The organism is Microbacterium sp. GXS0129 (assembly GCF_044769785.1).
GTDB lineage: Bacteria > Actinomycetota > Actinomycetes > Actinomycetales > Microbacteriaceae > Microbacterium > Microbacterium nymphoidis.
Window position 1 is genome coordinate 167,284 of sequence record NZ_JBIZVZ010000002.1, and the last position, 21,834, is coordinate 189,117.

General features: G+C 68.0%; 17 protein-coding genes. 8 read left to right on the top strand and 9 right to left on the bottom strand.

Features of this window, described 5'->3' with window-relative positions; genetic code table 11:
• Window positions 1–51: 51 nt before the first annotated feature.
• A complete protein-coding gene (locus ACIQJ5_RS07185; protein WP_402842361.1) occupies window positions 52–570 on the top strand; it encodes a hypothetical protein in 519 nt (172 codons plus the stop codon).
• On the opposite strand, the gene ACIQJ5_RS07190 is transcribed toward ACIQJ5_RS07185, so the two are convergent.
• The 3 genes from ACIQJ5_RS07190 to ACIQJ5_RS07200 are packed head-to-tail and all read right to left on the bottom strand — an operon-like array spanning window position 561 to window position 6,695.
• Window positions 561–1,970 carry a M1 family metallopeptidase gene (locus ACIQJ5_RS07190; protein WP_231089993.1) on the bottom strand — a complete coding sequence of 470 codons (1,410 nt, stop codon included), beginning with the start codon at window positions 1,968–1,970 and terminating at the stop codon, window positions 561–563. The genes ACIQJ5_RS07185 and ACIQJ5_RS07190 overlap by 10 nt on opposite strands.
• Entirely contained in the window at window positions 1,967–5,890 is a 3,924-nt protein-coding gene (locus tag ACIQJ5_RS07195) for a Pls/PosA family non-ribosomal peptide synthetase (RefSeq protein ID WP_402842363.1), read from the bottom strand. Before ACIQJ5_RS07195 ends, ACIQJ5_RS07190 begins: the two co-directional genes overlap by 4 nt.
• Before the next feature lies 1 nt (window position 5,891).
• Window positions 5,892–6,695 (bottom strand): histone H1-like repetitive region-containing protein, encoded by an 804-nt coding sequence (locus ACIQJ5_RS07200; RefSeq protein ID WP_402842366.1) that lies wholly within the window; start codon window positions 6,693–6,695, stop codon window positions 5,892–5,894.
• A gap of 177 nt (window positions 6,696–6,872) precedes the next feature.
• Here ACIQJ5_RS07200 and ACIQJ5_RS07205 point away from each other — a divergent pair, with 177 nt between their 5' ends.
• Window positions 6,873–8,474, top strand: coding sequence for an alginate lyase family protein (locus ACIQJ5_RS07205; RefSeq protein ID WP_402842368.1), 1,602 nt, complete (start codon window positions 6,873–6,875; stop codon window positions 8,472–8,474).
• Here the strand turns inward: ACIQJ5_RS07205 and ACIQJ5_RS07210 are convergent.
• On the bottom strand, window positions 8,471–9,385 hold the full coding sequence (locus tag ACIQJ5_RS07210; protein ID WP_402842371.1) for a 3-methyladenine DNA glycosylase: 915 nt from the start codon (window positions 9,383–9,385) through the stop codon (window positions 8,471–8,473). The genes ACIQJ5_RS07205 and ACIQJ5_RS07210 overlap by 4 nt on opposite strands.
• 55 nt (window positions 9,386–9,440) lie before the next feature.
• Between ACIQJ5_RS07210 and ACIQJ5_RS07215 the strand changes: the two genes are divergently transcribed.
• Window positions 9,441–10,535, top strand: coding sequence for a hypothetical protein (locus tag ACIQJ5_RS07215; protein ID WP_402842374.1), 1,095 nt, complete (start codon window positions 9,441–9,443; stop codon window positions 10,533–10,535).
• A gap of 406 nt (window positions 10,536–10,941) precedes the next feature.
• Here ACIQJ5_RS07215 and ACIQJ5_RS07220 read toward each other — a convergent pair whose 3' ends face one another.
• The 4 genes from ACIQJ5_RS07220 to ACIQJ5_RS07235 are packed head-to-tail and all read right to left on the bottom strand — an operon-like array spanning window position 10,942 to window position 15,196.
• The gene (locus ACIQJ5_RS07220) at window positions 10,942–12,633 is read right to left on the bottom strand and encodes a cytochrome bc complex cytochrome b subunit (protein ID WP_402842377.1); all 1,692 of its coding nucleotides are present in this window, start codon (window positions 12,631–12,633) and stop codon (window positions 10,942–10,944) included.
• Window positions 12,630–13,700 (bottom strand): ubiquinol-cytochrome c reductase iron-sulfur subunit, encoded by a 1,071-nt coding sequence (locus ACIQJ5_RS07225; protein ID WP_231090000.1) that lies wholly within the window; start codon window positions 13,698–13,700, stop codon window positions 12,630–12,632. Before ACIQJ5_RS07225 ends, ACIQJ5_RS07220 begins: the two co-directional genes overlap by 4 nt.
• 36 nt (window positions 13,701–13,736) lie before the next feature.
• Window positions 13,737–14,537 carry a c-type cytochrome gene (locus tag ACIQJ5_RS07230; protein ID WP_231090001.1) on the bottom strand — a complete coding sequence of 267 codons (801 nt, stop codon included), beginning with the start codon at window positions 14,535–14,537 and terminating at the stop codon, window positions 13,737–13,739.
• Between the two features lie 20 nt (window positions 14,538–14,557).
• Window positions 14,558–15,196, bottom strand: a complete 639-nt coding sequence (locus ACIQJ5_RS07235) for a heme-copper oxidase subunit III (protein ID WP_231090002.1) — start codon at window positions 15,194–15,196, stop codon at window positions 14,558–14,560.
• A gap of 187 nt (window positions 15,197–15,383) precedes the next feature.
• On the opposite strand from ACIQJ5_RS07235, the gene trpD reads away from it, so the two are divergent.
• The 3 genes from trpD (at window position 15,384) to ACIQJ5_RS07250 (ending at window position 18,806) form a co-directional block, all read left to right on the top strand.
• Complete coding sequence (trpD, locus tag ACIQJ5_RS07240) at window positions 15,384–16,448, top strand: anthranilate phosphoribosyltransferase (protein ID WP_231090003.1); 1,065 nt, start codon at window positions 15,384–15,386, stop codon at window positions 16,446–16,448.
• A gap of 19 nt (window positions 16,449–16,467) precedes the next feature.
• Window positions 16,468–17,454: a PHP domain-containing protein gene (locus tag ACIQJ5_RS07245; RefSeq protein ID WP_402842383.1), complete on the top strand. Its 987-nt coding sequence runs from the start codon at window positions 16,468–16,470 to the stop codon at window positions 17,452–17,454.
• A gap of 119 nt (window positions 17,455–17,573) precedes the next feature.
• Complete coding sequence (locus tag ACIQJ5_RS07250) at window positions 17,574–18,806, top strand: CynX/NimT family MFS transporter (protein ID WP_402842386.1); 1,233 nt, start codon at window positions 17,574–17,576, stop codon at window positions 18,804–18,806.
• Here the strand turns inward: ACIQJ5_RS07250 and ACIQJ5_RS07255 are convergent, their stop codons facing one another.
• Window positions 18,807–19,712 (bottom strand): 5'-3' exonuclease, encoded by a 906-nt coding sequence (locus ACIQJ5_RS07255; protein WP_231091357.1) that lies wholly within the window; start codon window positions 19,710–19,712, stop codon window positions 18,807–18,809.
• Window positions 19,713–19,796: 84 nt separating this feature from the next.
• Here ACIQJ5_RS07255 and ACIQJ5_RS07260 point away from each other — a divergent pair, with 84 nt between their 5' ends.
• Window positions 19,797–20,168, top strand: a complete 372-nt coding sequence (locus tag ACIQJ5_RS07260; protein ID WP_402842389.1) for a TraR/DksA family transcriptional regulator — start codon at window positions 19,797–19,799, stop codon at window positions 20,166–20,168.
• A gap of 180 nt (window positions 20,169–20,348) precedes the next feature.
• A complete protein-coding gene (gene rpsA, locus ACIQJ5_RS07265; protein ID WP_231090007.1) occupies window positions 20,349–21,797 on the top strand; it encodes a 30S ribosomal protein S1 in 1,449 nt (482 codons plus the stop codon).
• Window positions 21,798–21,834: the final 37 nt, after the last annotated feature.

The following is a 21,834-nucleotide window of genomic DNA, read 5'->3' on the forward strand; positions in this document are numbered from 1 at the left end:
TCAGTCCAGACCGCAGCCGGTGAACAGGGTCGTTCGACATAGGCTGATCCGGTGGAGCATCGCTGGAGCGTCGGGCCGATCACCGTGGCGGTCCGGAAACACGATGGCGCTCGTCGCAGTCCGATCGCACGGGATGCCGGCTCCCTGCTGCTGACGGATCTCGTCCGAGAACTCACGGGTGCTGAGGCTGCGGTGCGCCGGCTCTGCCCGAACTGTGGCGCGACCGACCACGGGCGACCGGTGGTGCCGCGGAGAGATGTCGTGCTCTCGCTGTCCTACGCTCCCGGCGCGGTTGCCGTCGCCGCCGCGCCCGGGGATGCGATCGACGGTCTCGGCATCGACATCGAGGCGGGGCTTGCTGAGACCGAAGCCATTTCCGGCGTCTGCCTCCGGGACTGGACCCGGCTGGAGGCTGCCATGAAGGCTGACGGGCGGGCGTCGATGCTCGATCCTGCCACGGCGGTCGTGAGCGGGGATCACGTGAGCTTCCCTGGCGCGCCGCCCTGGTTCAGCACGGTGCTTCCCGTGCCCGGGCCGTTCCAGGCCGCGATCGCGTACCGTTACCGCTGATCGGGAGCGGTCGCGCCCTGTCGGGGCTGCTCCCGGCCGTCGGGCTGCGAGATGCCACGAGGCAGGAGGATCGCCTCCGTCAGGGGTGCGGGCTCGTCACGGCTCCACGCATCAGGCATCGGCGGGAGTTCGGGACGGTCGAGCCAGGGGTGCAGGAGCTCCGCGAGGGCGACCCCGGACACTCTCTCGGCGAGTGCGATGAAGTCCGGCGTGGTCGCTGTGGCATGAGCGAAACGACGAGTCCACGCGCGGAGGATCGCGAAGAAGGCGTCGTCACCCACTGCCACACGGACCGCATGGAGGGCGAGCGCGCCCCGCTTGTAGACACGGTCGTCGAACATGGCATCCGGCCCGGGATCGGAGACGACGAGGTCCTGACTCTCGGTCAGCATCCGCGCGTAGTGGGCCAGCGCCTTGCGGTGTGCCGTCGGTCCCGCCGAGGCCTCCGACCAGATCCACTCGGCGTAGCAGGCGAACCCCTCATTGAGCCAGATATCGCGCCACTGCGCGAGACCCACGCTGTTGCCGAACCACTGGTGGGCCAGCTCATGCGCGATGAGCCGTTCCAGTCCGCCGTTCCCATCGATGTGATTGGCACCGAAGATGCCCATGGCCTGAGCTTCCAGCGGGATCTCCAGGTCATCAGGGGTCACCACGACGGTGTAGCGCTCGAACGGATACGGGCCGAACAGCGTCTCGTAGGTGCGCATCATCGCATCGAGATCGGCGAAGTCGCGGGATACCCGTTCTTGGAGAAGCGGGGGATACAGGATGGTTCCCGTGGTACTCCCCAGACGGACGTCGGTGCGGGCATAGCGACCGATCTGAACGGTGGACAGGTAGGTCGCCATCGGTGCGGCCGGCGTGAAAGTCCACACCGACCGGCCCTTGGCCTGCCGCCGCGTGGCGGGGGCTCCCGTGGCGACGGTGTACAGCGGATCGGTGGTCAGCACGAGGGTGTGCCGCGCCTTGTCGCGGGGAACGTCGTTGCACGGGAACCAGGTGGCCGCACCGGTGGGTTGCGAAGCCACCAGGACGCCGTCCTCTAGCTCTTCCCAACCGAGTGCTCCCCAGCGTGTGCGGCGCGGCCGTGGCGACCCGCCGTACGAGATCGTGATCTCGAACTGCTCGCCGCGCTCACACTCCGTGCTCAGCGAGATCTTCACTTTGCGATCGGACTGCGTGAACGTCGCTCGGGCATCGCCGGCCACTTTCACCTTGGACACGGCGAGTCCCACGAGGTCGAGACTCATCGTGCGGGTGACCTGCCGGAAGCTCCCGCGGATGACGGCCGTGCCGGTCAGCCGGTTCGTGGACGGCTTGTAGTCCAGGTCGAGGTCGTAGGACGAGACCTCCAGGGCCGCATCTCCCGAGTGCGGTGTGTAGTCGTCCGCGCTCACGCGTCGGCGTCCTGGTAGGACCGCACGCGAACCGCTCGCCACGGACCGATGGGATTGCCGCTCCAGCGGCTGCCGACGGGGACCGTCTCCCCGCGCATCACGAGGGAAGCCGGACCGACGGTGGCGTGTTCTCCGAGCGTCGCCGCGGGCAGGACCACGCTGTGCGGGCCGAGCGTGGCGCCCTCTTGCAATGTGACGGTGTCGAGGCTCATCACTCGATCATGGAACAGATGGGTCTGAACCACACAACCGCGATTCACCACGGCGCCGTCCTCAAGACGCACGAGGTCGGGCTCGGGGAGCCAGTAGCTGTCGGTCCAGACACCGCGGCCGATCTTGGCGCCCAGCGATCGCAGCCAGATTGCGAGGGCAGGGGTTCCGGCTGCCGCGTTGGCGAACCACGGTGCAGCGAGCATCTCGGTAAACGTGTCCGACACCTCGGTGCGCCAGACGAAGCTGGACCACAGGGGATGCTCTCCCGGACGGATCGGACCGACGATCAGCCACTTGGCCGCCGTGGTGATGACGGCGGCCAGGGCACCGGCGGCGAGCAGTACGGGGCCCGAGGCGACGACGGCGACCCATAGTGCGCTGTTCTCGATGATCCAGGCCAGGACGACGAGAACAGCGAGTCCGAGGGCGCACGAGACGACAACGGGAAGAATGCGGCACAGCTCCCATGCGGCTCGTGCCCAGCGGAGCGCGGGACGCGGTCGGTAGGTGCGTTCGAGCTCTGCCGTGTTGACGACGCGCCTCAGTCGCACCGGCGGCGAGCCGAGCCAGGATGATCCCGCTTTCGCCTTGTCGGGAGCGACCGACAGCACCGCGACCAAAGCGTCTTTCGGCACCTTGTGGCCCGCGCCCGCCATACCGGAGTTGCCGAGGAACGCTCGCTTGCCGATGCGCGCCGGCGCCAGCCTCATCCACCCGCCCCGGAGCTCATAGGTGGCCACCATGGTGTCGTCGGCGAGGAACGCACCGTCGTCGATCGTGGTGAGCGAGGGGAGCAGCAGCACGGTGGAGGCCTCGACATCCCGGCCCACGGTGGCGCCCAGCGCCCGCAGCCAGATCGGTGTGGCGAGGCTGGAGTAGAGGGGAAACAGGATGGTCCGGCTGGCATCGAGCAGGCGTTCGGTACTCCACGCCTGCCAGGCCACTCTGCTGCGTACGGGATGCACACCCGGGGTGAGACCGACCGCCAGCAGCCGTACTCCGCCGAGGACGAGCAGCGCGAAGGTGATTCCGACGGACAGCACTGCCGGTACGAGCCAGATGAGGAGGCCAGGAACCGCCCCCGCGATGTCGTCAGCCCCGCGGGTGCCCGCGGCGAGCACGAGCCCGCCCACACCGAACGAGACCAGGGGGAGGAGGCCGAGCGCGACCGAGGATGCGGCGTAGGCCCACAACCAGCGGCGGCGTACGGGTGGGCGCTCGGCGGCGAGAGGGCGGGACTTCCCGCTGATGCGAACGGCGGGTGACCCGGCCCAGCGCTGGCCCGCCCTGACACGACCAAAGACGGCAGAGCCGGGAGCCACCTCCGCACCGCGCCCGATGCGCGTGCCGGGGGCGAGAGTGCTCCGGGCCCCGATGGTCGCGCCGGCCCCGATGCGGATCTCCCCGATACGCACATTGTCGCCGTCGATCCAGTAGCCGGCGAGGTCCACTTCGGGCTCGATGGCAGCCCCTGCGCCCACCTGGAGCATGCCGGTGACAGGCGGCAGAGTGTGCAGATCGACGTCGCGGCCGATCTTCGCGCCCAGTGCGCGAGCGTAGTAGGTCACCCAGGGCGCACCCGCGGAGCCGACGGGATCGATCTGCTGCGCGATTTGCTCGGCCAGCCAGAGGCGAATGTGCACCCCGCCCCCACGCGGGTGGTCGCCGCCACGGACGCCCGCGAGCAGGAGCCGGGCCGCGATCGCGGCGATAGCCATCCTCCCGAACGGCGTCGCGAACAGGAGGAGCCCGGTGAGGAGCACCCAGCCGGGTACCGCAGGGAGGAAGCCGAACCCCGGGACGAGTCGCAGCAGCCACGAGGCCGTGAGCAGCCAGAGCACCCACTTGATGCCGCTCAGAACGAACAATGGCCCGCCCGCGATGGTCTGTACGATCCGCATCGTGAGCGGAGTCGGTGCGGCCGGGGAGAAGGACTCAGCCGTGGGAGCTTCCTCGTCGGCCTCGATCGCCGCCGCCATTCGGCCCAGACGCGGCAGATCGTAGACGTCGGCCATGGTGAACTCGGCGGCGCGCTGCCGGATGCGGGACACCAGCTGGGCCGCGGCGAGCGAACCGCCGCCCAGGGCGAAGAAGTCCGCGTCCTCGTCGGCTGGCCGTTGCCCGAGGACGCCGAACCACTGTTCGGCAAGCCACGCGGCGGTCCCGGTGAAGCCGGAAGCCGCCTCATCCGCGCCGTCGTCGAGCGGCCAGGGGAGGGCTGCCTTGTCGACTTTTCCCGAGGTGCGCACCGGGAGGTCGCTCATCACCGCCAGGAGCGGGATAAGCGGCGTCGGGAGGGTATCGGCGAGCCGTGCACGTGCCTGCTGCCGGTCGAAGCCCGCTGCGGGCACGACATAGCCGACCAGGAGCGGGACCCCGGCGTCCGTACGACGGACGGCGACCGCTGCGGCAGACACGTCGGGGAGATTCTGCAGCGCTGCTTCAACCTCACCGAGCTCGATGCGGCGCCCGCCCACCTTGACCTGATCGTCGGCGCGACCGAGGAAGACCAGGCCGGCGGGTTCGGCACGCACCAGGTCGCCGGATCGGTACGCTCGCTCCCAGCCCAGCGAGGGCATCGGCGCGTACTTCTCGGCGTCCTTGACGGGATCCAGGTAGCGCGCCAGTCCGACACCGCCGATGATGAGCTCGCCCGACTCGCCATCGGCGACCCGATGACCGTCGGCGTCCACCACGGCAAGGGCCCAGCCGTCGAGGGGGAGACCGATGCGGATGGGAACCGAACCGTCCATCAGGGACGCGCAGGCGACCACCGTCGCTTCGGTGGGGCCGTACGTGTTCCAGACTTCCCGGTCGGGGCCGACCAGGCGCGCCGCCAGCTCGGGAGGGCACGCCTCGCCACCGAAGATCAGCAGGCGGACGTTCTCCAGGGCGTCCTGCGGCCAGAGGGCGGCGAGGGTGGGCACGGTCGAGACCACCGTGATGCCGTGTCCGAGAAGCCACGGACCGAGGTCCGATCCCGCGCGCACCAGCGCGCGAGGAGCGGGAACGAGACAGGCGCCGTGCCCCCAGGCGAGCCACATCTCCTCGCAGGACGCATCGAATGCGACCGAGAGCCCTGCCAGCACGCGATCACCGTCACCGATCGGCGCGGACTGCAGGAAGAGACGACGCTCAGCGTCGACGAAGGCGGCAGCGGAGCGATGCGACACGGCGACGCCCTTGGGGACGCCGGTGGAGCCGGAGGTGAAGATGACCCACGCATCGTCGTCCAGTCGCGGCCGATCCAGGATCGGCAGCGCGCGCGTGGTCGGATGGGGGTCGTCTCCCGAGAAGAGCGACTCCGGCGTGAGCGGATCGCCCTGTGCGGTGACGAAGGTTCCGCCGGCGACGATCACCCCGCGGACATCCGCCTCGGTGAACACCAAGGTGGCGCGTTCGTCCGGATCGTCCACGTCGACCGGCACATACGCGGCACCCGCGGCGAGGGTGCCCAGGATCGCGATGTACAGCCAGCGCTCGCCCGACGGCAGGCGGATGCCCACCCGGTCGCCACGGCGCACGCCGGCATCGTGCAGCCGCTGCGCGGTACGCCACACCTGGGCGAGGAGCTCCGCATAGCTGAGGGCGGCCTCGCCGTCGTCGATGGCCGAGGCATCGGGGGATGCGGCAGCGGATGCCTGGAGCACATCCAGCAGGGTTCGTGCGGGGGCGGCGTCCGCTGCGCGGTCGAGGTAGTCCTGCATGTCAGACGAAGAGAGCGATCAGCTCGGCCTTCGACAGCCGGCTGTAGCCTGTGCGTCCCTCTGCCTTCGCCCGCGCGCGCAGAGACGCGACCGTCATGCTGTGCAGGATCGTGGCGCCGTTGCTGGCCCTGACGTCGGGGAGGGGACGGGATTCCGTCACGGGCTCGGTTGCGGCGGGCGCCGCTGCCGCCGGTTCGATCACCTGCACCGCCGGCACGGGGGAGGACTTCCGCTTCCGCGCCTTCTTGGCGTCGGTCTTGGCGCTGGTCTTCTTGGCGTCGGTCTTCTTGGCGTCGGTCTTCTTGGCGTCGGTCTTCTTGGCGTCGGTCTTCTTGGCGTCGGTCTTCTTGGCGTCGGTCTTCTTGGCGTCGGTCTTCTTGGCGTCGGTCTTCTTGGCGTCGGTCTTCTTCGCGTCGGTCTTCTTCGCGTCGGTCTTCTTCGCGTCGGTCTTCTTGGCGTCGGTCTTCTTGGCGTCGGACTTCTTCGCGTCGGACTTCTTCGCGTCGGACTTCTTCGCGTCGGACTTCTTCGCGTCCGCCTTCTCCGCGAGGCGGCGTTCGATCTTGGCAGTGGCGTCCGCGAGGGCGAGGATCGCATCCGTTGCCGTGCGCTCGATGCGACGGGGCTTGTCCTCCAGCTGCTTCTTGGTGACAGAGCCCGCCTTCTTCGCGTCCTTGATGAGCGGTGCCAGCTTCCGGGCTTGCTTGTCCGGAAGCGACTTCGAGAGCGTTACGGCCTTCTTCGCGGCCGCCAGTGCAGAATCCGCCGCCGTCGTCGCGCGACGTGCCTTGTCCGTGGATGCCATCTGTTCCTCACTCTGTCGAAGCCGCAGGGGCACTGCGGTGCCAGGATCATAGTGGGTGTGAGGAAACAGCCGGTGTCGTCGCGGAAACGACTGACGGTGTCAGGGGATGCACGGGGTGGCACCAGGTGAGTTCCACTCGCGTATGCCTAGGCTGACGGAGTTCCCCTCGGAGGCCATATGACACACCGGTCCTCGGCATCGACTTCCCAGACGTCGGCGGCACCCCTCGCCATCGCGACCGCGATCATCCTCGTGCTCGTCATCATCGGGGCCACGATGATCGGCAACGGCCAGGCCGGTGCTGCCATCGCATCCGACCCGTCCTCGTCGAGCACGCCGACGCGAACCGGCACGGCTCAGCCGTCCACGACCAGACCGACGCCGAGCACGGCAGCTTCTCCGAGCAGTCCGACGCCCACCTCGCTGCCGACTCCGGCCACCATCGCCCGGCTCGACGGCCTTCGTCCCATCACGTCGGCTGCGGGCTTCACGCACCCTGGCGTGCTCGTGGATCTCCCCGGACTCGCTTCGACGCGGGCCCACATCCTGGCGGGGGATTCGCCCTGGACCGCCCTGTTCCACGATCTGCGCGCATCTCCGTATCTCGGCCGCGACGCCCCGGACTTCACCGGGTTCGCGCCCGCCGGTGCCGCAGGGCCGGATGCGCCGCCCTGCAGCGCGGCACACTCCGGGGGCTGCGTGTCCTACTGCGGCTCCTTCAACGTGCCGGACGTCGGGTGCTCCCTCCAGCAGTCGGACGGACGCGCCGTCTACGGGCTGTCGCTGATGTACTCCTACACCGGAAAGAGCGTCTACGCTCATCGCGCCATCGCCATCCTCAACGGGTACGCCTCGCACTATCGCGGCAGCGAGGGCTCCAACGGGCCGCTGATCACCGCCTGGATGGCGGAGCAGATGATCCGCGGCGCCGAGTTGATCCGCTACACGTACACGCCGGGGAAGGGCCAGCCGGCCTTCGACGTCGAGGGCTTCAGCTCGATGCTGCGCGCGAGTGTGGTGCCGACGCTGACGACGTTCGACTACGGCCGCAACAACGGCAACTGGAAGCTGTCGGCCGCGGACGGTCTCATGAACGCCGCCGTCTTCCTCGACGATCGCGGGCTCTACGACCAGGCGGTCGCGATGTGGCGTGAGGCGACCCGCGCCTACATCCATCTCAGCTCGGACGGCGGGCAGCCGATCACCCCCGTCGGCGGAGACGGACGTTTCGATTCACGTCCGATGCTCAGCTGCCGCTGGCTCGCGGACAAGCCGAGTGCGTGCCAGACACGTCCTAAGACCGACCCGAATCTGGCCGTGCAGCATGGCCAGAATCAGGAGTCCTGCCGGGACTTCGGGCACGCATCGATGGGGCTCGCGGCAATCGTCAACGCGGCACAGACCGCCTCCCTGCAGGGCACCGACCTGTACGGGGAGGAGCAGGAGCGCATCACCACGGGCGTGCTCTACACGGTGCAAGTGGCCCAGAACCAATCGCGGTACGGGTGGCCCGCCGGCTTCTGCGCGGGAACCACGGAGCCGGCCAACGGGATGAGCCTGACCGAACTGGCGGCTACGCTCGTCTACCGCGAGTACGTCATCCGTCGGGGCATCTCCATGCGGCCCATCGCCATCCCCGGCTATCCCGCATCGTCGGATGCGAACCCGCTGGGGAGCTTCATCGCAGCCCATCGCACCTCGTCCAGCCCGGTGCGCAACGTCAGCTCGTGGGAGGCACTGACGTTCTTCGACGCGCGGATGCCTCGCCGCGGTGGCTAACGGCGAACGAGCGAGGCGTCACCGGCACCGGCTGCCTGACGCGAGGCGAGGACCGCGGCGATGAGGTCATCGCGGAGACGCTGGCCACGCCCGGCGAATGCTCGCTGCTGGCGGACGTAGTCCGCCTTGCCCTCGGGGGTCTCGACCGGGACGGCGGGGAACCCCCACGCGGCGAGGTCATAGGGAGAGGCGCGCATGTCGAGCTCGCGGATATCGCGAGCGAGCTCGAAGCTGTCCAGCAGGATGGGACCCGGCACCAGCGGTCCAAGCTTCAGAGCCCACTTGTAGAGGTCCATGCCCGCGTGGAGGCATCCGGGCTGCTCGGTGAAGGGCTGGGAGGCGCGCGTCAGGAGCTGTTCGTTGCGGGGCTCGGCTTCCGGCGTGAAGAAGCGGAACGCGTCGAAGTGGGTGCATCGCAGTTCGTGTGCCTCCACCACGGCGTCGGTACCCGTCTGACCGAGCCGCAGCGGAACGTCGTGGCGGTGCTCGCGCTGGCGGTACACCATGGCCCATTCGTGCATGCCGAAGCATCCGAATCGCGCCGGTCGTGTGGAGGTCGCTGACAGAAGGTCCAGCACCTGCTGGGCGCTCTCGCCACGATCGCGCCAGAACGATTCCACGTCGACGCCGAGGTCGTGGCCATTACGGGTGGATGCATACCAGCGCCAGGAGGCGTGAGGGGAATCGGCCGCATCCTCCAGGATGGCACCGGCGCCCGGATGCCAGCGTCGCATCACGGACGGCTTGTACGAGTAATAGGTGAAGAGGAAGTCCCACACCGGATGCTTCTCGCGACGCGCCGCGCGCTCTCGATGCGCCGCGGTGAGCTGATCCGCGCGGGACACGTGGGCCTCCTGCAGCTCCTGCCACTGCGCGCGGGGGAGCACCACGGCGGGAGATGAAGACACCATGGTTTAATTCTCGCGCAATTCCGGCGACGATCGGGTGTGTCAGTACCATCTACTCATGCATTCATACCCGACCGGCGGGGCTCCGACGGAACGCGTGTTCCGGCAGTCCCAGACGCGAAAGATCATCTCCGCGATCTTCGTGATCGCGATCCTCGCCGTCCTTGCCTTCCTGTTCATCCCGAAGTTCCTCCCGAACACGATGACGCACGCCCTGCGGTTCACGGTCGCCGGGGCCCTGGTCGCCGTAGTGGCATTCCTCATGCTGGGCTCCGCCCTGGTCTGGACGAACATGCGCGTCGTCGTCACCCCGACGACGGTGGAGGTGCGCCGACCGGGCAAGGTGCTGCACACCTGGGATCGTTCGGTCACCGGGTTCTCGACGCACATCGTCAAGCACAGCACCAACGGCATCCCCACCAACACCGAGCGATCGCTGATCGCCCACTATCCCGGTGGCGAGACGAAGGTCACGTTCAACGCCATGAGCCGCAACGCCTTCAACGAGATGTACGCGCTGCTGACCGCGGAGAGCCGCGCCGCCATGGCGCAGGCCGAGGCCCAGGCGATGGCCGCCACGGGGCAGCCGGTGGTCGATGCGGCCGCAGCGCCGCTGCCGCAGCAGTTCGCTGCGGCGCAGGGCATGGCCGCAGCCGGCCTCCCGCGCACTTTCGAGGTGAACCTCGCTCCCATGCGCAAGCGCGGCCGGATGGCGCTCATCGTGGCCGCCGTGGTGGCGGTGATCGCGGCGGGATTGACGTACATCGGCCTGCAGTCGCCCGATGACTTCGGGCTGCTGATGGGGGCGTTCATCGCCTGGTTGGTGGCCGTGGTGTGCGTGCTGGTCTGGCTCGGTACCGAGACCGAGGGGCGCAAGTACCCGAAGGTGACCGAGGTGAGCGCGGGGGGCATCACCATCGATGGCACCGTGTACCCGTACTCGGGCCTCAGCCGCATCTGGCTGACTCCGGAGACCTACCAGCAGCGCAGGCTGCAGCTGGTGGGTCCCACCGGCGTGCGCAAGAAGTACTCGTACGGCGCAGCGACCGCGAAGCCCGACGTGCAGCCGATGCCGCAGTGGGCCGAGCTGGTCCGTGCCCTTCAGGTGGCCACGGCCCACAACCCCGGCCTGGTCTCCTTCGACCTCAACTGACGCGCTCCGTTCACGGGGCGGCGGACTCGTTCCGCCGCCCCTTTTGCGTGCTGTCCTGTCGGCCCCCAACATCCCGGCGCGGGCCGTTCGCGCGCACGAGAGAGAACGCAGCGCAGAAACTCCGCGAGCTGCGTTGTTTGATCTTCCATCCGCCGTACCGCGACGCGATCCGCGCGGTGCAGTTCGGTGGCCGTCGCGAGCGAGCGGTGGTGCGCATGCTGACGTTCGGAAACGGCGGAGGGCGACGTTCGAACGCGGCGGAGGGCGACGTCCGAAAGCGGCGGAGGGCGCGGAGGCGAGCCGCGCGGTGCAGCTCCTGCGGCCGCGAGAGAGCGGGGGAGCGAGTGCCTGCATCCGGAAACGGTGAAGGGCCCCGACCGAAGTCGGGGCCCTTCATGCTTACTGCTTACTTGTGGTCTTCGCCAGCGCCGATCGCGGCGTGCTCGTCGCCGTGCGATCCCTCGACACCGTGCGCGGCGTGAGCCTCAGCGGCCTCGATCTCGGCCTGGGTGACCGGAGCGAGACGGTCCTCGAAGAACCAGCGCGACAGCGATGCGCGGAGGTTCTGCGTCCACGGAATACGACCCTGAGCGTTGGGACGCACCACGAGAGGAGCGTAGGTCTCGTAGTCCACGAGCTTCACACGCTCGTAGGCATCGACCGGCTTGTGGACCTCGATGAACTCGCCACCGGGGAGACGCACGATGCGACCCGACTCGTAGCCGTGCAGCGCGATCTCGCGATCCTTCTTCTGCAGGGCGATCGCGATGCGCTTCGTGATGAAGTACGCCAGGATCGGGCCCAGGATGAGCGAGACCTGCAGGAAGTGGATCACACCCTCCATCGTGAGGTGGAAGTGCGTCGCGATGAGGTCGGACGACGCCGCCGCCCACATGACCGCGTAGAACGTGACACCGGCCGCACCGATCGCCGTACGGGTCGGCGCGTGACGCGGACGCTGAGCGATGTGGTGCTCGCGCTTGTCACCGGTGACCCAGGCCTCGATGAACGGGTACAGCGCGACCAGCACGATGAATCCGCCGAGGATCACGATCGGGATGATGATGTACCACGTGAACGAGTAGTTGCCGATGATCGTCTCGAGGTGCGGCGGGATGAGACGCAGCATGCCGTCGGCAAAACCGATGTACCAGTCGGGCTGAGTACCGGCGGAGACGGGGGATGGGTCGTACGGGCCGTAGTTCCAGATCGGGTTGATCTGGAAGAGCGAGGCCACCAGCACGATCACACCGAACACGATGAAGAAGAAACCACCCATCTTCGACATGTAGACCGGCATCATCGGGAAGCCCACGACGTTGTTGTTCGTGCGGCCGGGGCCGGCGAACTGCGTGTGCTTGTTGATGATCATCAGCACGAGGTGCAGACCCACCATCGCGATGACGAGCATCGGCAGCAGGAGGATGTGCAGCGTGTAGAGGCGGCCGACGATCTGGTCGCCGGGGAACTCGCCGCCGAAGAGGAGGAACGAGGTCCACGTGCCGATCAGCGGGATGCCCTTGACCATGCCGTCGATGATGCGCAGACCGTTACCGGAGAGCAGGTCGTCCGGCAGCGAGTAGCCGGTGAAACCCTCGGCCATCGCGAGGATGAACAGCACGAAGCCGATCACCCAGTTCAGCTCGCGCGGCTTGCGGAACGCGCCGGTGAAGAACACGCGGAGCATGTGCACGCCGATGCCTGCCACGAAGACGAGCGCCGCCCAGTGGTGGATCTGGCGAACCAGCAGACCGCCGCGGATGTCGAACGACAGGCGCAGCGTGGAGTCCATGGCCGCGGACATCTCGACGCCGTTCATCGGGAGATAAGCGCCCGAGTAGTGCGTCTCGACCATCGAGGCCTGGAAGAAGAACGTGAGGAAGGTTCCGGAGAGGAACACGACCACGAAGCTCCACAGCGCGATCTCACCCAGCATGAACGACCAGTGGTCGGGGAAGATCTTACGACCGAGCTCCTTCACGAAGCCGGAGAGGCTCGTGCGCTCGTCGAGGTAGTTCGCGACGCCGCCGACGAACTTGCCGCCGAGAGGCTTGTTGGCGTTGGCCTTCTGCTCGAAAGGCTCGCTTGCGGTGCTCAATGACGCTCCCAGAAGCTCGGGCCGACGGGCTCCGTGAAGTCGCTGCGCGCGATCAGGTATCCCTCGTCGTCAACGGTGATGGGCAGCTGCGGCAGCGGACGAGCGGCCGGGCCGAAGATGACCTTGGCGTGCTCGGTGATGTCGAACTGCGACTGGTGGCACGGGCACAGCAGGTGGTGGGTCTGCTGCTCGTACAGGGCGACGGGGCAGCCGACGTGGGTGCAGACCTTGGAGTAGGCCACGATGCCCTTGTACGACCAGTCCTTGCGCTCCTCGGTCTCGATGAGCTGCTCGGGGTGCAGACGCACCAGGAGCACGATGGCCTTGGCCTTCTCCTCGAGGTAGCCGTCGTGGTGGGAGACGCTCGCGAGCGACTCCGGGATCACGTGCACGGCCGAGCCGAGGGTGAGGTCGGCCGCACGGATGCGGATGCCCTCGGGGTCACTGGCGAGGTACTCGCCTTCCTTCCACATGGTGTGCTGCAGAAGCTTCACCGGGTCGCCCTTGATGGGGTCTTCCTCGCTGGAGTGCGGTGCCAGGCCGCGGAACAGCGTGATGCCGGGGATGATGGAGGCCGCCACCGCTGCGATGAGCGAGTTGCGGATCATCGTGCGACGGCCGAAGCCGCTCTCCTCGTTTGCAGCCGCGAACGCCTGGACAGCAGCTTCGCGGGTGCTCTCCTTGCCACGGGTGCTGTGGCGCTCCTCGATGAACTCCCGGTCGGACATGAGCGCCTTCGACCAGTGGATGGCGCCGATGCCGATCGCCAGCAGCGCGAGCGCGATGCCGAGACCGATGTAGAGGTTGTTGTGGCGCACATCGATGAGGCGCCCGCTCTCGATCGGGAACAGCATGTAAGCGGCGACCGCCCAGATGCTGCCGGCGAGAGAAAGGTAGAACAGGGTGTAGACCGTGCGCTCCGCGGCCTTCTCGGCCTTCGGGTCCTTGTCCGTCATCCGCTCCCGGTGCGGGGGGAGTCCGGGGTTGCGGGCAGGGTCAGAGACCTCGACGGCGAGACCCGCTGAGGGCTGGTGCTCCAGCGCCTTCGAGTCGTCCTCGTGTGCCATTGTGCTCCTCGTACGTGACTTCTTCTGCGGACCGGGTCAGTTGGACTTCGCCGTGATCCACACGGTGATGGCGACGAGCGCGCCGATACCGAAGATCCAGATGAACAGACCCTCGGAGACGGGGCCGAGCGAACCGAGCGTCGCGCCTCCCGGGGAGACCTCCTGCTGCGTGTACAGCAGCGAGGAGATGATGTCGCGCTTGTCCTCATCGGTGAGCGTCATGTTGTTGAACACCGGCATGTTCTGCGGACCGGTCACCATGGCGGCGTAGATGTGAAGGGCGCTGGTGGACGTCAGCGGCGGGGCGAACTTGCCCTCCGTGAGTGCACCACCTGCGGCGGCGACGTTGTGGCACATGGCGCAGTTGATGCGGAACAGCTCCGCACCGCGCGCGACATCGCCTTCGCCGTCGAGAACGTGGTCGGCCGGGTACGTAGCACCCGGGGCGACGGACTGCACCCAGGCGGCCATCGCCTTGATCTGGTCCTCGGTGAACTGCACCGGCTTTTGCGGCGCCTGCGGACCCTGGAACTGCAGGGGCATGCGACCGGTGGAGACCTGGAACTCGACCGACAGCTCGCCGACGCCGACGAGCGACGGGCCGCTCTCGCTGCCTTCGAGGTTCATGCCGTGGCAGGTGGCGCAGTTGGCCTGGAACAGCTTCTGGCCGTCCTCGATGGTCAGCGTGCTCGCTGCGCTGGTATCGGTCGTCGCGGCGACGGCCGCGGATGCTCCGGCGTAGACGCCGCCCGTGACGATGAGGCCCAGGCCGATCATCGCCACCGCGGCGAGGCGGGAACGACGACCCTTCGCGCGAGTCTTCTTCTCTCGTGCCATGTCGGTATCAGCTCCGGTTCTTACTTGAGGAAGTAGATGACGATGAACAGTGCAATCCACACGACATCGACGAAGTGCCAGTAGTACGAGACCACGATTGCGGTGGTCGCCTCCTTGTGGCGGAAGTTCTTCACGGCGTAGGCGCGTCCGATGACGAGGAGGAACGCGATCAGGCCACCCGTGACGTGGAGGGCGTGGAAGCCGGTGGTGAGGTAGAAGGCGGACGCATAGGAGTCGGCCTGGATGGGCATGCCCTCGGCGACGAGCGTGGCGTACTCCCACACCTGGCCGGTGACGAAGATGGCCCCGAGCACGAAGGTGAGCCAGAACCACTCGACCATTCCCCAGCCGAGGATGCCGCGCTTCTTGGTGGAGTACGGCTGCATACGCTCGGCGGCGAACACGCCCATCTGGCAGGTCACCGAGGACAGCACCAGGATGGCGGTGTTCACGAACGCGTAGGGCACGTTCAGCATCTCGGTGCGGCTACCCCACAGATCGCCCGAGGTGCTCCTCAGGGTGAAGTAGATCGCGAAAAGGCCTGCGAAGAACATGACCTCCGAACCGAGCCACACGATGGTGCCAACGGAGACGGGGTCGGGTCGCTTGATGGTTCGCGCCACGGGGGCATGCGTCACTGTGCTCGTCACAAGTCCCATTATTGCTGATTTTCTGTCAGGGTTTTCGCAGTTGACGCCTTTCGGGCCAGGGGTCGACACTCAGGCGGGCGTGCGCGGACCCTGGGAACCAGCAGTGCATCAGGGGCGGACCAGCCGAACGCCTGCGTGGAAGCCGTCCAAGATGCCGACGCACTGTCGGCGTGTCGCTCGCTTATAGGATCGGCACATGACCGAATCGCTCACCTGGCCTGACCTCCTGACCGCTCTCCTGGAGCGTCGTGACCTCAGCGTGTGGGAGTCGACGTGGGCGATGCGGCAGGTGATGGCGGGCGAGGTGAGCGATGCCCAGCTCGCCGGATTCCTGGTCGCATTGCGAGCCAAGGGCGAGACCGTCGACGAGATCGTGGGCTTCCGGGACGCCATCCTCGAGGCCGCTCTGCCGCTGCCCGTGCCGGTCGACGTCCTCGACATCGTCGGCACCGGGGGAGACCGCCACAGCACGGTGAACGTGTCCACGATGGCGTCCATCGTCTGTGCGGCCGCTGGTGTTCCGGTCGTGAAGCACGGCAACAAAGCCGCGAGTTCCTCTTCCGGCGCTTCGGATGTGGTGACCGCACTGGGCGTGGATCTCTCGCTCTCGCCCGACGGCGTCGCGGAGGTGCTGGCCCGCACCGGGCTCACCTTCGCCTGGGCGGCCGCCTTCCACCCCGGCTTCCGTCACGCCGGAGCGACCCGCAGCCAGCTCGGTGTGCCGACGGTTTTCAACATCCTCGGGCCGTTGTGCAACCCGGCCCGCGCCGAGGCGAATGCGGTCGGCGTCGCGCAGCTCGACCGCGTCCCGCTGATCACCGGAGTCTTCCGGACCCGGGGGGCCACCGCGCTCGTGTTCCGGGGCGATGACGGACTGGATGAGATGACCACCACCGGCCACAGTCGTGTTTGGGAGGTCACGCGCGGCGACATCCACGAGCACGACATCGACCCGCGGGACCTGGGCATCCCTTTCGCGCAGCTGTCGGATCTGCGAGGCGGCGATCCGCAGCACAACGCCGGCGTCGTTCGCTCGGTGCTCGCCGGAACGTCAGGCCCTGTCCGGGACATCGTTGTGCTGAACGCTGCGGCCGGCATGGTCGCGCACCGTCTCTCGCATGATGCGACCCAGGTCCAGCGGCCGATGCTCGAGCGTCTGGCGGAGGCTGCGGACGACGCGCGCGCCGCCATCGACAGCGGTGCCGCGCAGGCGCAGCTTGCTTCGTGGATCGACGTGACACGGGAGCTCGCGACCGCCTGATGGCGCTGCGGAGCAGGCGATGGAACCCGTTGACGCCCTGACCGAGATCGCGACCCTGCTGGAGCGGGAGCGCGCCTCGAAGTACCGGTCGAAGGCGTTCCGCTCGGCGGCAGCGGCCATCGACGGACTGTCGGGGGCGGAACTGGGTGACCGGTTGCGCACCGCACACATTCCGGGCGTGGGGGACACGAGCCGTACGGTGATCCTGCAGTCGCTTGAGGGTCGGGTCCCGGACTATCTCGCCGAGCTCCGTGCACGATACGCCGTGACGGAGAGCACGCTGCGCACCCAATTGCGTGGCGATCTGCACGCTCACACCGATTGGTCGGATGGAACGGCGGGCATCGAGGCTATGATCGACGCCGCCGCGTCCCTGGGGCACGAGTATCAGGCGATCACGGATCACTCGCCACGGCTGCGCGTCGCGCGCGGGCTGACCGCGGAGCGCCTGGCCGCCCAGCTCGACGTGATCGAGCGGATGCAGACGCCCATCCGGGTGCTTCGCGGGATCGAGGTCGACATCCTCGAGGACGGCACCTTGGACCAGACGGACGAGATGCTCGCGCGCCTCGACGTCGTCGTCGGCTCGGTGCACTCGAAGCTGCGCAGCTCGCGTGAAGAGATGACCAGGCGGATGGTGCGCGCGATCGGCTCGGGACGCATGCACGTCCTCGGCCATGTGACGGGTCGTCTCGTGACCGGTGAACGGGGAACGCGCCCGCCCTCCGAGCTGGACGCCCGCGCCGTGTTCGCGGCGTGTGCCCAACACGGTGTCGCGGTCGAGATCAACTCCCGACCGGAGCGTGCCGACCCGCCGGACGACCTCATCGCCGTCGCCCTGGAGGAGGGGTGCCTGTTCGCCATCGATTCGGACGCGCACGCGCCGGGTCAGCTCTCGCTCCTGGACCATGGTGCGGCGCGCGCTGAGGCCTGCGCGGTGCCCGCCCAGCGCATTGTCACCACCTGGCCGCTCGCTCGCCTGGAGGCGTGGCTCGCTCGCGACTGAGGCGAAGCGGCTCGCGATGAGACAGAAGCCGCGGCGTGGCCGATCGCTCGCCTGCAGGCGAGGCTGGCGCGTGGCTGGCGCGGGCCTGAGGCGAAGCGGCTCGCGCCTAGACTGAAGTGATGTCCTCTTCAGCGGTGCGCCGATCACTTCCCTGGCTCGCACTGGCGGGCGTGATGGTGGCTGCTCTCTCGATGCGGTCGCCCATCGTGGCACCGACTCCCGTGATGTCACGCATCACGGCCGATTTCGGCATCGACGCGGGGACGGCCGGTCTGCTGACCACGGCACCCGTGCTGATGTTCGCGCTGATGACTCCGGTCGCGGCACTCGTGATCCGCCGTCGTGGTGCCGAGTTCGCCCTGATGACGACGCTCGTCGGCGTGCTGATCGGCACGTTCGTGCGCGGTCTGCCCGGGTTCGGCTGGATGCTGGTCGGAATGATCATCATCGGCGGCTCGATCACGATCGGCAACGTGGTGGCCCCCGTGATCATCCGCCGCGAGGCCCCGCCGGCGCGCGTGGCGACGATGACGGCCGCCTACACGGCGATGCTCAACGTCGGATCCCTGATCACCTCCCTGGCGACGGCGCCGCTGGCGTCGGCGATCGGATGGCAGTGGGCGCTCATGGCCTGGAGCGGTCTGACGGTGATCGGGATCCTGCTGTGGAGTGCACACATGGCCCGCCGGCGCGCGATCGTGCCCGCCGCGGCTGACGCCCTTCCCGAACGTGATGCTGTCGCGACCATCACAGGCCCCACCCCCGTCGTCGGTGCCGGATCGAGGCAGCGGGTGCTGCGACCGATCACCGTGCTGCTGATGCTCGCCTTCGGATGTCAGTCGGCGGCCTATTACGCGCTGACGACGTGGCTGCCGACGATCGGCGCCGATCGGCTGGGGCTGGACGCGAATGCCGCCGGCGCGATGTCCTCGGTGTTCCAGGGCGTGGCCATCATCGGCGCCTTCCTCGTTCCGGTGCTGGCCCGGTACACGCCGCCGCTCGTTCCGGTGATCGTGGTCGGTGCGACCTGGGTCACCACGACGCTCGGGCTCGCCGTCGCTCCCGAGCTCATGCTGCTCTGGATGTGCGTCGGTGCCGTCGCGCAGGCGGGCGGCTTCGTGGCGATCTTCGCCATGATGGTGCAGATCTCGCGCTCCGACGCCGAGGCTGCTGGCATGAGCGCGCTGGTGCAGGGTGTCGGCTACGTGATCAGCTCGCTCGGTGCACCCCTGACGGGCCTGCTCCACGACCTCTCGGGAGGCTGGACACTGCCGCTGTGGTCGCTCGTCGGCGTGACTGTGGCCTACGCGATCATGCTGATCGGCGCCGCCCTCACGGCACGGCGCGGATGATCAGGCGCTGATCGCCGCCAGGTATCGCTCCAGGGCGGATGCGTAGCCGTGCTTCTCGGCGAGTTCGCGCGCGGCGGCGGCCCGATCGTCGCCCAGCGCACCGACGGAGCCCGCAACGACGTCGATGTCCACGGCCCGGGCGACAGCCACGACCGTGGGGGCGACTTCCAGGTAGACGGCCGCCGCGAGGATCTTCTTCTGCACTCCGGCGCTCATGCCGGTGCCGCTCTCCGCCGCGGTCAGGATGCCCGCCAGCGAGCCATGCTGCTGAAGGAGTGCTGCGGCCGTCTTCTCGCCGACCCCGGCGACGCCGGGGAGACCGTCGGAGGCATCGCCGCGCATGGTGGCGAAATCGGCGTACTGATCGGGGCGGATGCCGTACTTCGCGACGATGGTCTCGTCGGTCACGACTTCGAGGTTGCTCATGCCGCGTGCGGTGTAGATGACACGGACGCCGCGCGCGTCGTCCACGAGCTGGAACAGATCACGATCGCCCGTGACGATGTCCACGGCGCCGGAGGAGCGTGTGGCCAGGGTGCCGATGATGTCATCGGCCTCGTACCCGGCGGCACCCACGATCGGGATGCCCAGCGAATCCAGCATCGCGCGGATGGCCGGAATCTGCGCGGTGAGGTCGTCCGGCGTCTCCTCGACATCCGGCTCACCGGTGCGTTCAGCGATCACCCGGTGCGCCTTGTACGTGGGGATGAGGTCCACCCGCCACTGTGGACGCCAGTCGTCGTCCCAGCAGGCGACGATCCCATCGGGCCGGTAGGTGGTCACGAGCTTGGTGATGATGTCCAGCAGCCCCCGCACCGCGTTGGCCGGGCTGCCGTCTGCCGCGCGTACGGTGTCGGGGACACCGTAGAACGCGCGGAAGTAGAGCGAGGCGGTGTCAAGGAGCATCGTGCGGGTCACGAGGCCATCATGCCCTGTTCGGGGCCCGTGGATGCGCGGCCACGCTGCGGTGGGGCGCGGTACGGTACGAACATGGTGCAGCAGCCGAATGACCCGGCCCGCGCCGGCGACCTTCTCGCGCAGCGGCGCATTGCAGCGGAGGAACGGGCCGCCGGCGTGGCCGAGGTGCTCGCGCACCTCGGCGGACTTCGAGACAGTGCCGGCGGCGATGATGAGCACGACCCCGAGGGCGTGCCGTTGTCGGAGGAGTGGGCGCGGCTGGTCGCGCAGCGCGACGCGGCCGAACACGAGGTCCGGGAGATCGCCGCCGCGCAAGCCCGTCTTGCCGAGGGGCGCTACGGCATCTGCATCGACTGCGGCCGCGAGATCCCCCAGGGCCGCCTGGACGTTCTGCCGTTCGCGCTGCGCTGCGTGCCGTGTGCGGAGAAAGCGGGTTCGCGCTGAGCGAGCCACGACGCGCGCGGGCTACGTCCTTCTGATAGTGTTGACTGTCACGGATTTGTGGCGGTTTCGCCGCGCCGTGATCAGCAACACAATCATCCAATCGCCTCGCGGCTGAGACGTGCTCGCACGTCATCGACGTCGTGCGGCCCGAGAAACATCCACACAAGGACAACCCACTACATGACTAACGCAAGCGCCCCGGCCACCAAGCAGGTCGCGATCAACGACATCGGATCTGCGGAGGACTTCCTGGCCGCGGTCGAGAAGACGCTCAAGTTCTTCAACGACGGCGACATCATCGAGGGCACGATCGTCAAGATCGACCGCGACGAGGTCCTGCTCGACGTCGGCTACAAGACCGAGGGTGTCATCCCCTCGCGTGAGCTTTCCATCAAGCACGACGTCGACCCCAACGAGGTCGTCAGCGTCGGCGACCAGGTCGAAGCCCTCGTTCTTCAGAAGGAGGACAAGGAAGGCCGCCTCATCCTGTCGAAGAAGCGTGCGCAGTACGAGCGCGCGTGGGGCGACGTGGAGAAGATCAAGGAGAACGACGGCGTCGTCACAGGTTCGGTCATCGAGGTCGTCAAGGGCGGCCTCATCGTCGACATCGGCCTGCGCGGCTTCCTCCCGGCTTCGCTCATCGAGCTGCGTCGCGTCCGCGACCTGACCCCGTACCTGGGCCAGGAGATCGAGGCGAAGATCCTCGAGCTGGACAAGAACCGCAACAACGTCGTGCTCTCGCGCCGCGCTCTGCTGGAGCAGACGCAGTCCGAGACCCGCACGCACTTCCTCAACAACCTGCACAAGGGTCAGGTTCGCAAGGGTGTCGTGTCCTCGATCGTCAACTTCGGTGCGTTCGTGGACCTGGGCGGCGTCGACGGTCTCGTCCACGTCTCCGAGCTGTCGTGGAAGCACATCGAGCACGCTTCCGAGGTCGTCGAGGTTGGCCAGGAGGTCACCGTCGAGATCCTCGAGGTCGACCTCGATCGTGAGCGCGTCTCCCTGTCGCTGAAGGCGACGCAGGAGGACCCGTGGCAGGTCTTCGCCCGTACCCACGCCATCGGCCAGGTCACCCCGGGTAAGGTCACCAAGCTCGTTCCGTTCGGTGCGTTCGTTCGCGTCGCAGACGGCATCGAGGGCCTCGTCCACATCTCCGAGCTCTCCGGCAAGCACGTCGAGCTCGCGGAGCAGGTCGTCTCGGTCGGCGAAGAGGTCTTCGTCAAGGTCATCGACATCGACCTGGACCGTCGTCGTATCTCGCTGTCGCTGAAGCAGGCCAACGAGTCGGTCGACCCGTACGGCACCGAGTTCGACCCGGCCCTCTACGGCATGGTGGCGGAGTACGACGAGAACGGCGAGTACCAGTACCCGGAGGGCTTCGACGCCGAGACCGGTGCCTGGAAGGAAGGCTTCGACGCCCAGCGCGAGAAGTGGGAGCAGGAGTACGCTGCTGCCCAGGCTCGCTGGGAGCAGCACAAGGCTCAGGTCCTCAAGGCTGCCGAGGCCGAGGCGCAGAACGACTCGTTCGACGCGTCCTCGTCCTTCACGAGCGACTCCAACTCGTCCGGCACGCTGGCCGACGACGAGGCTCTCGCGGCTCTGCGCGAGAAGCTCGCGGGCAACGCCTGATCCAGCCCTCACACAACGGGGTCGGGACCTTCGGGTC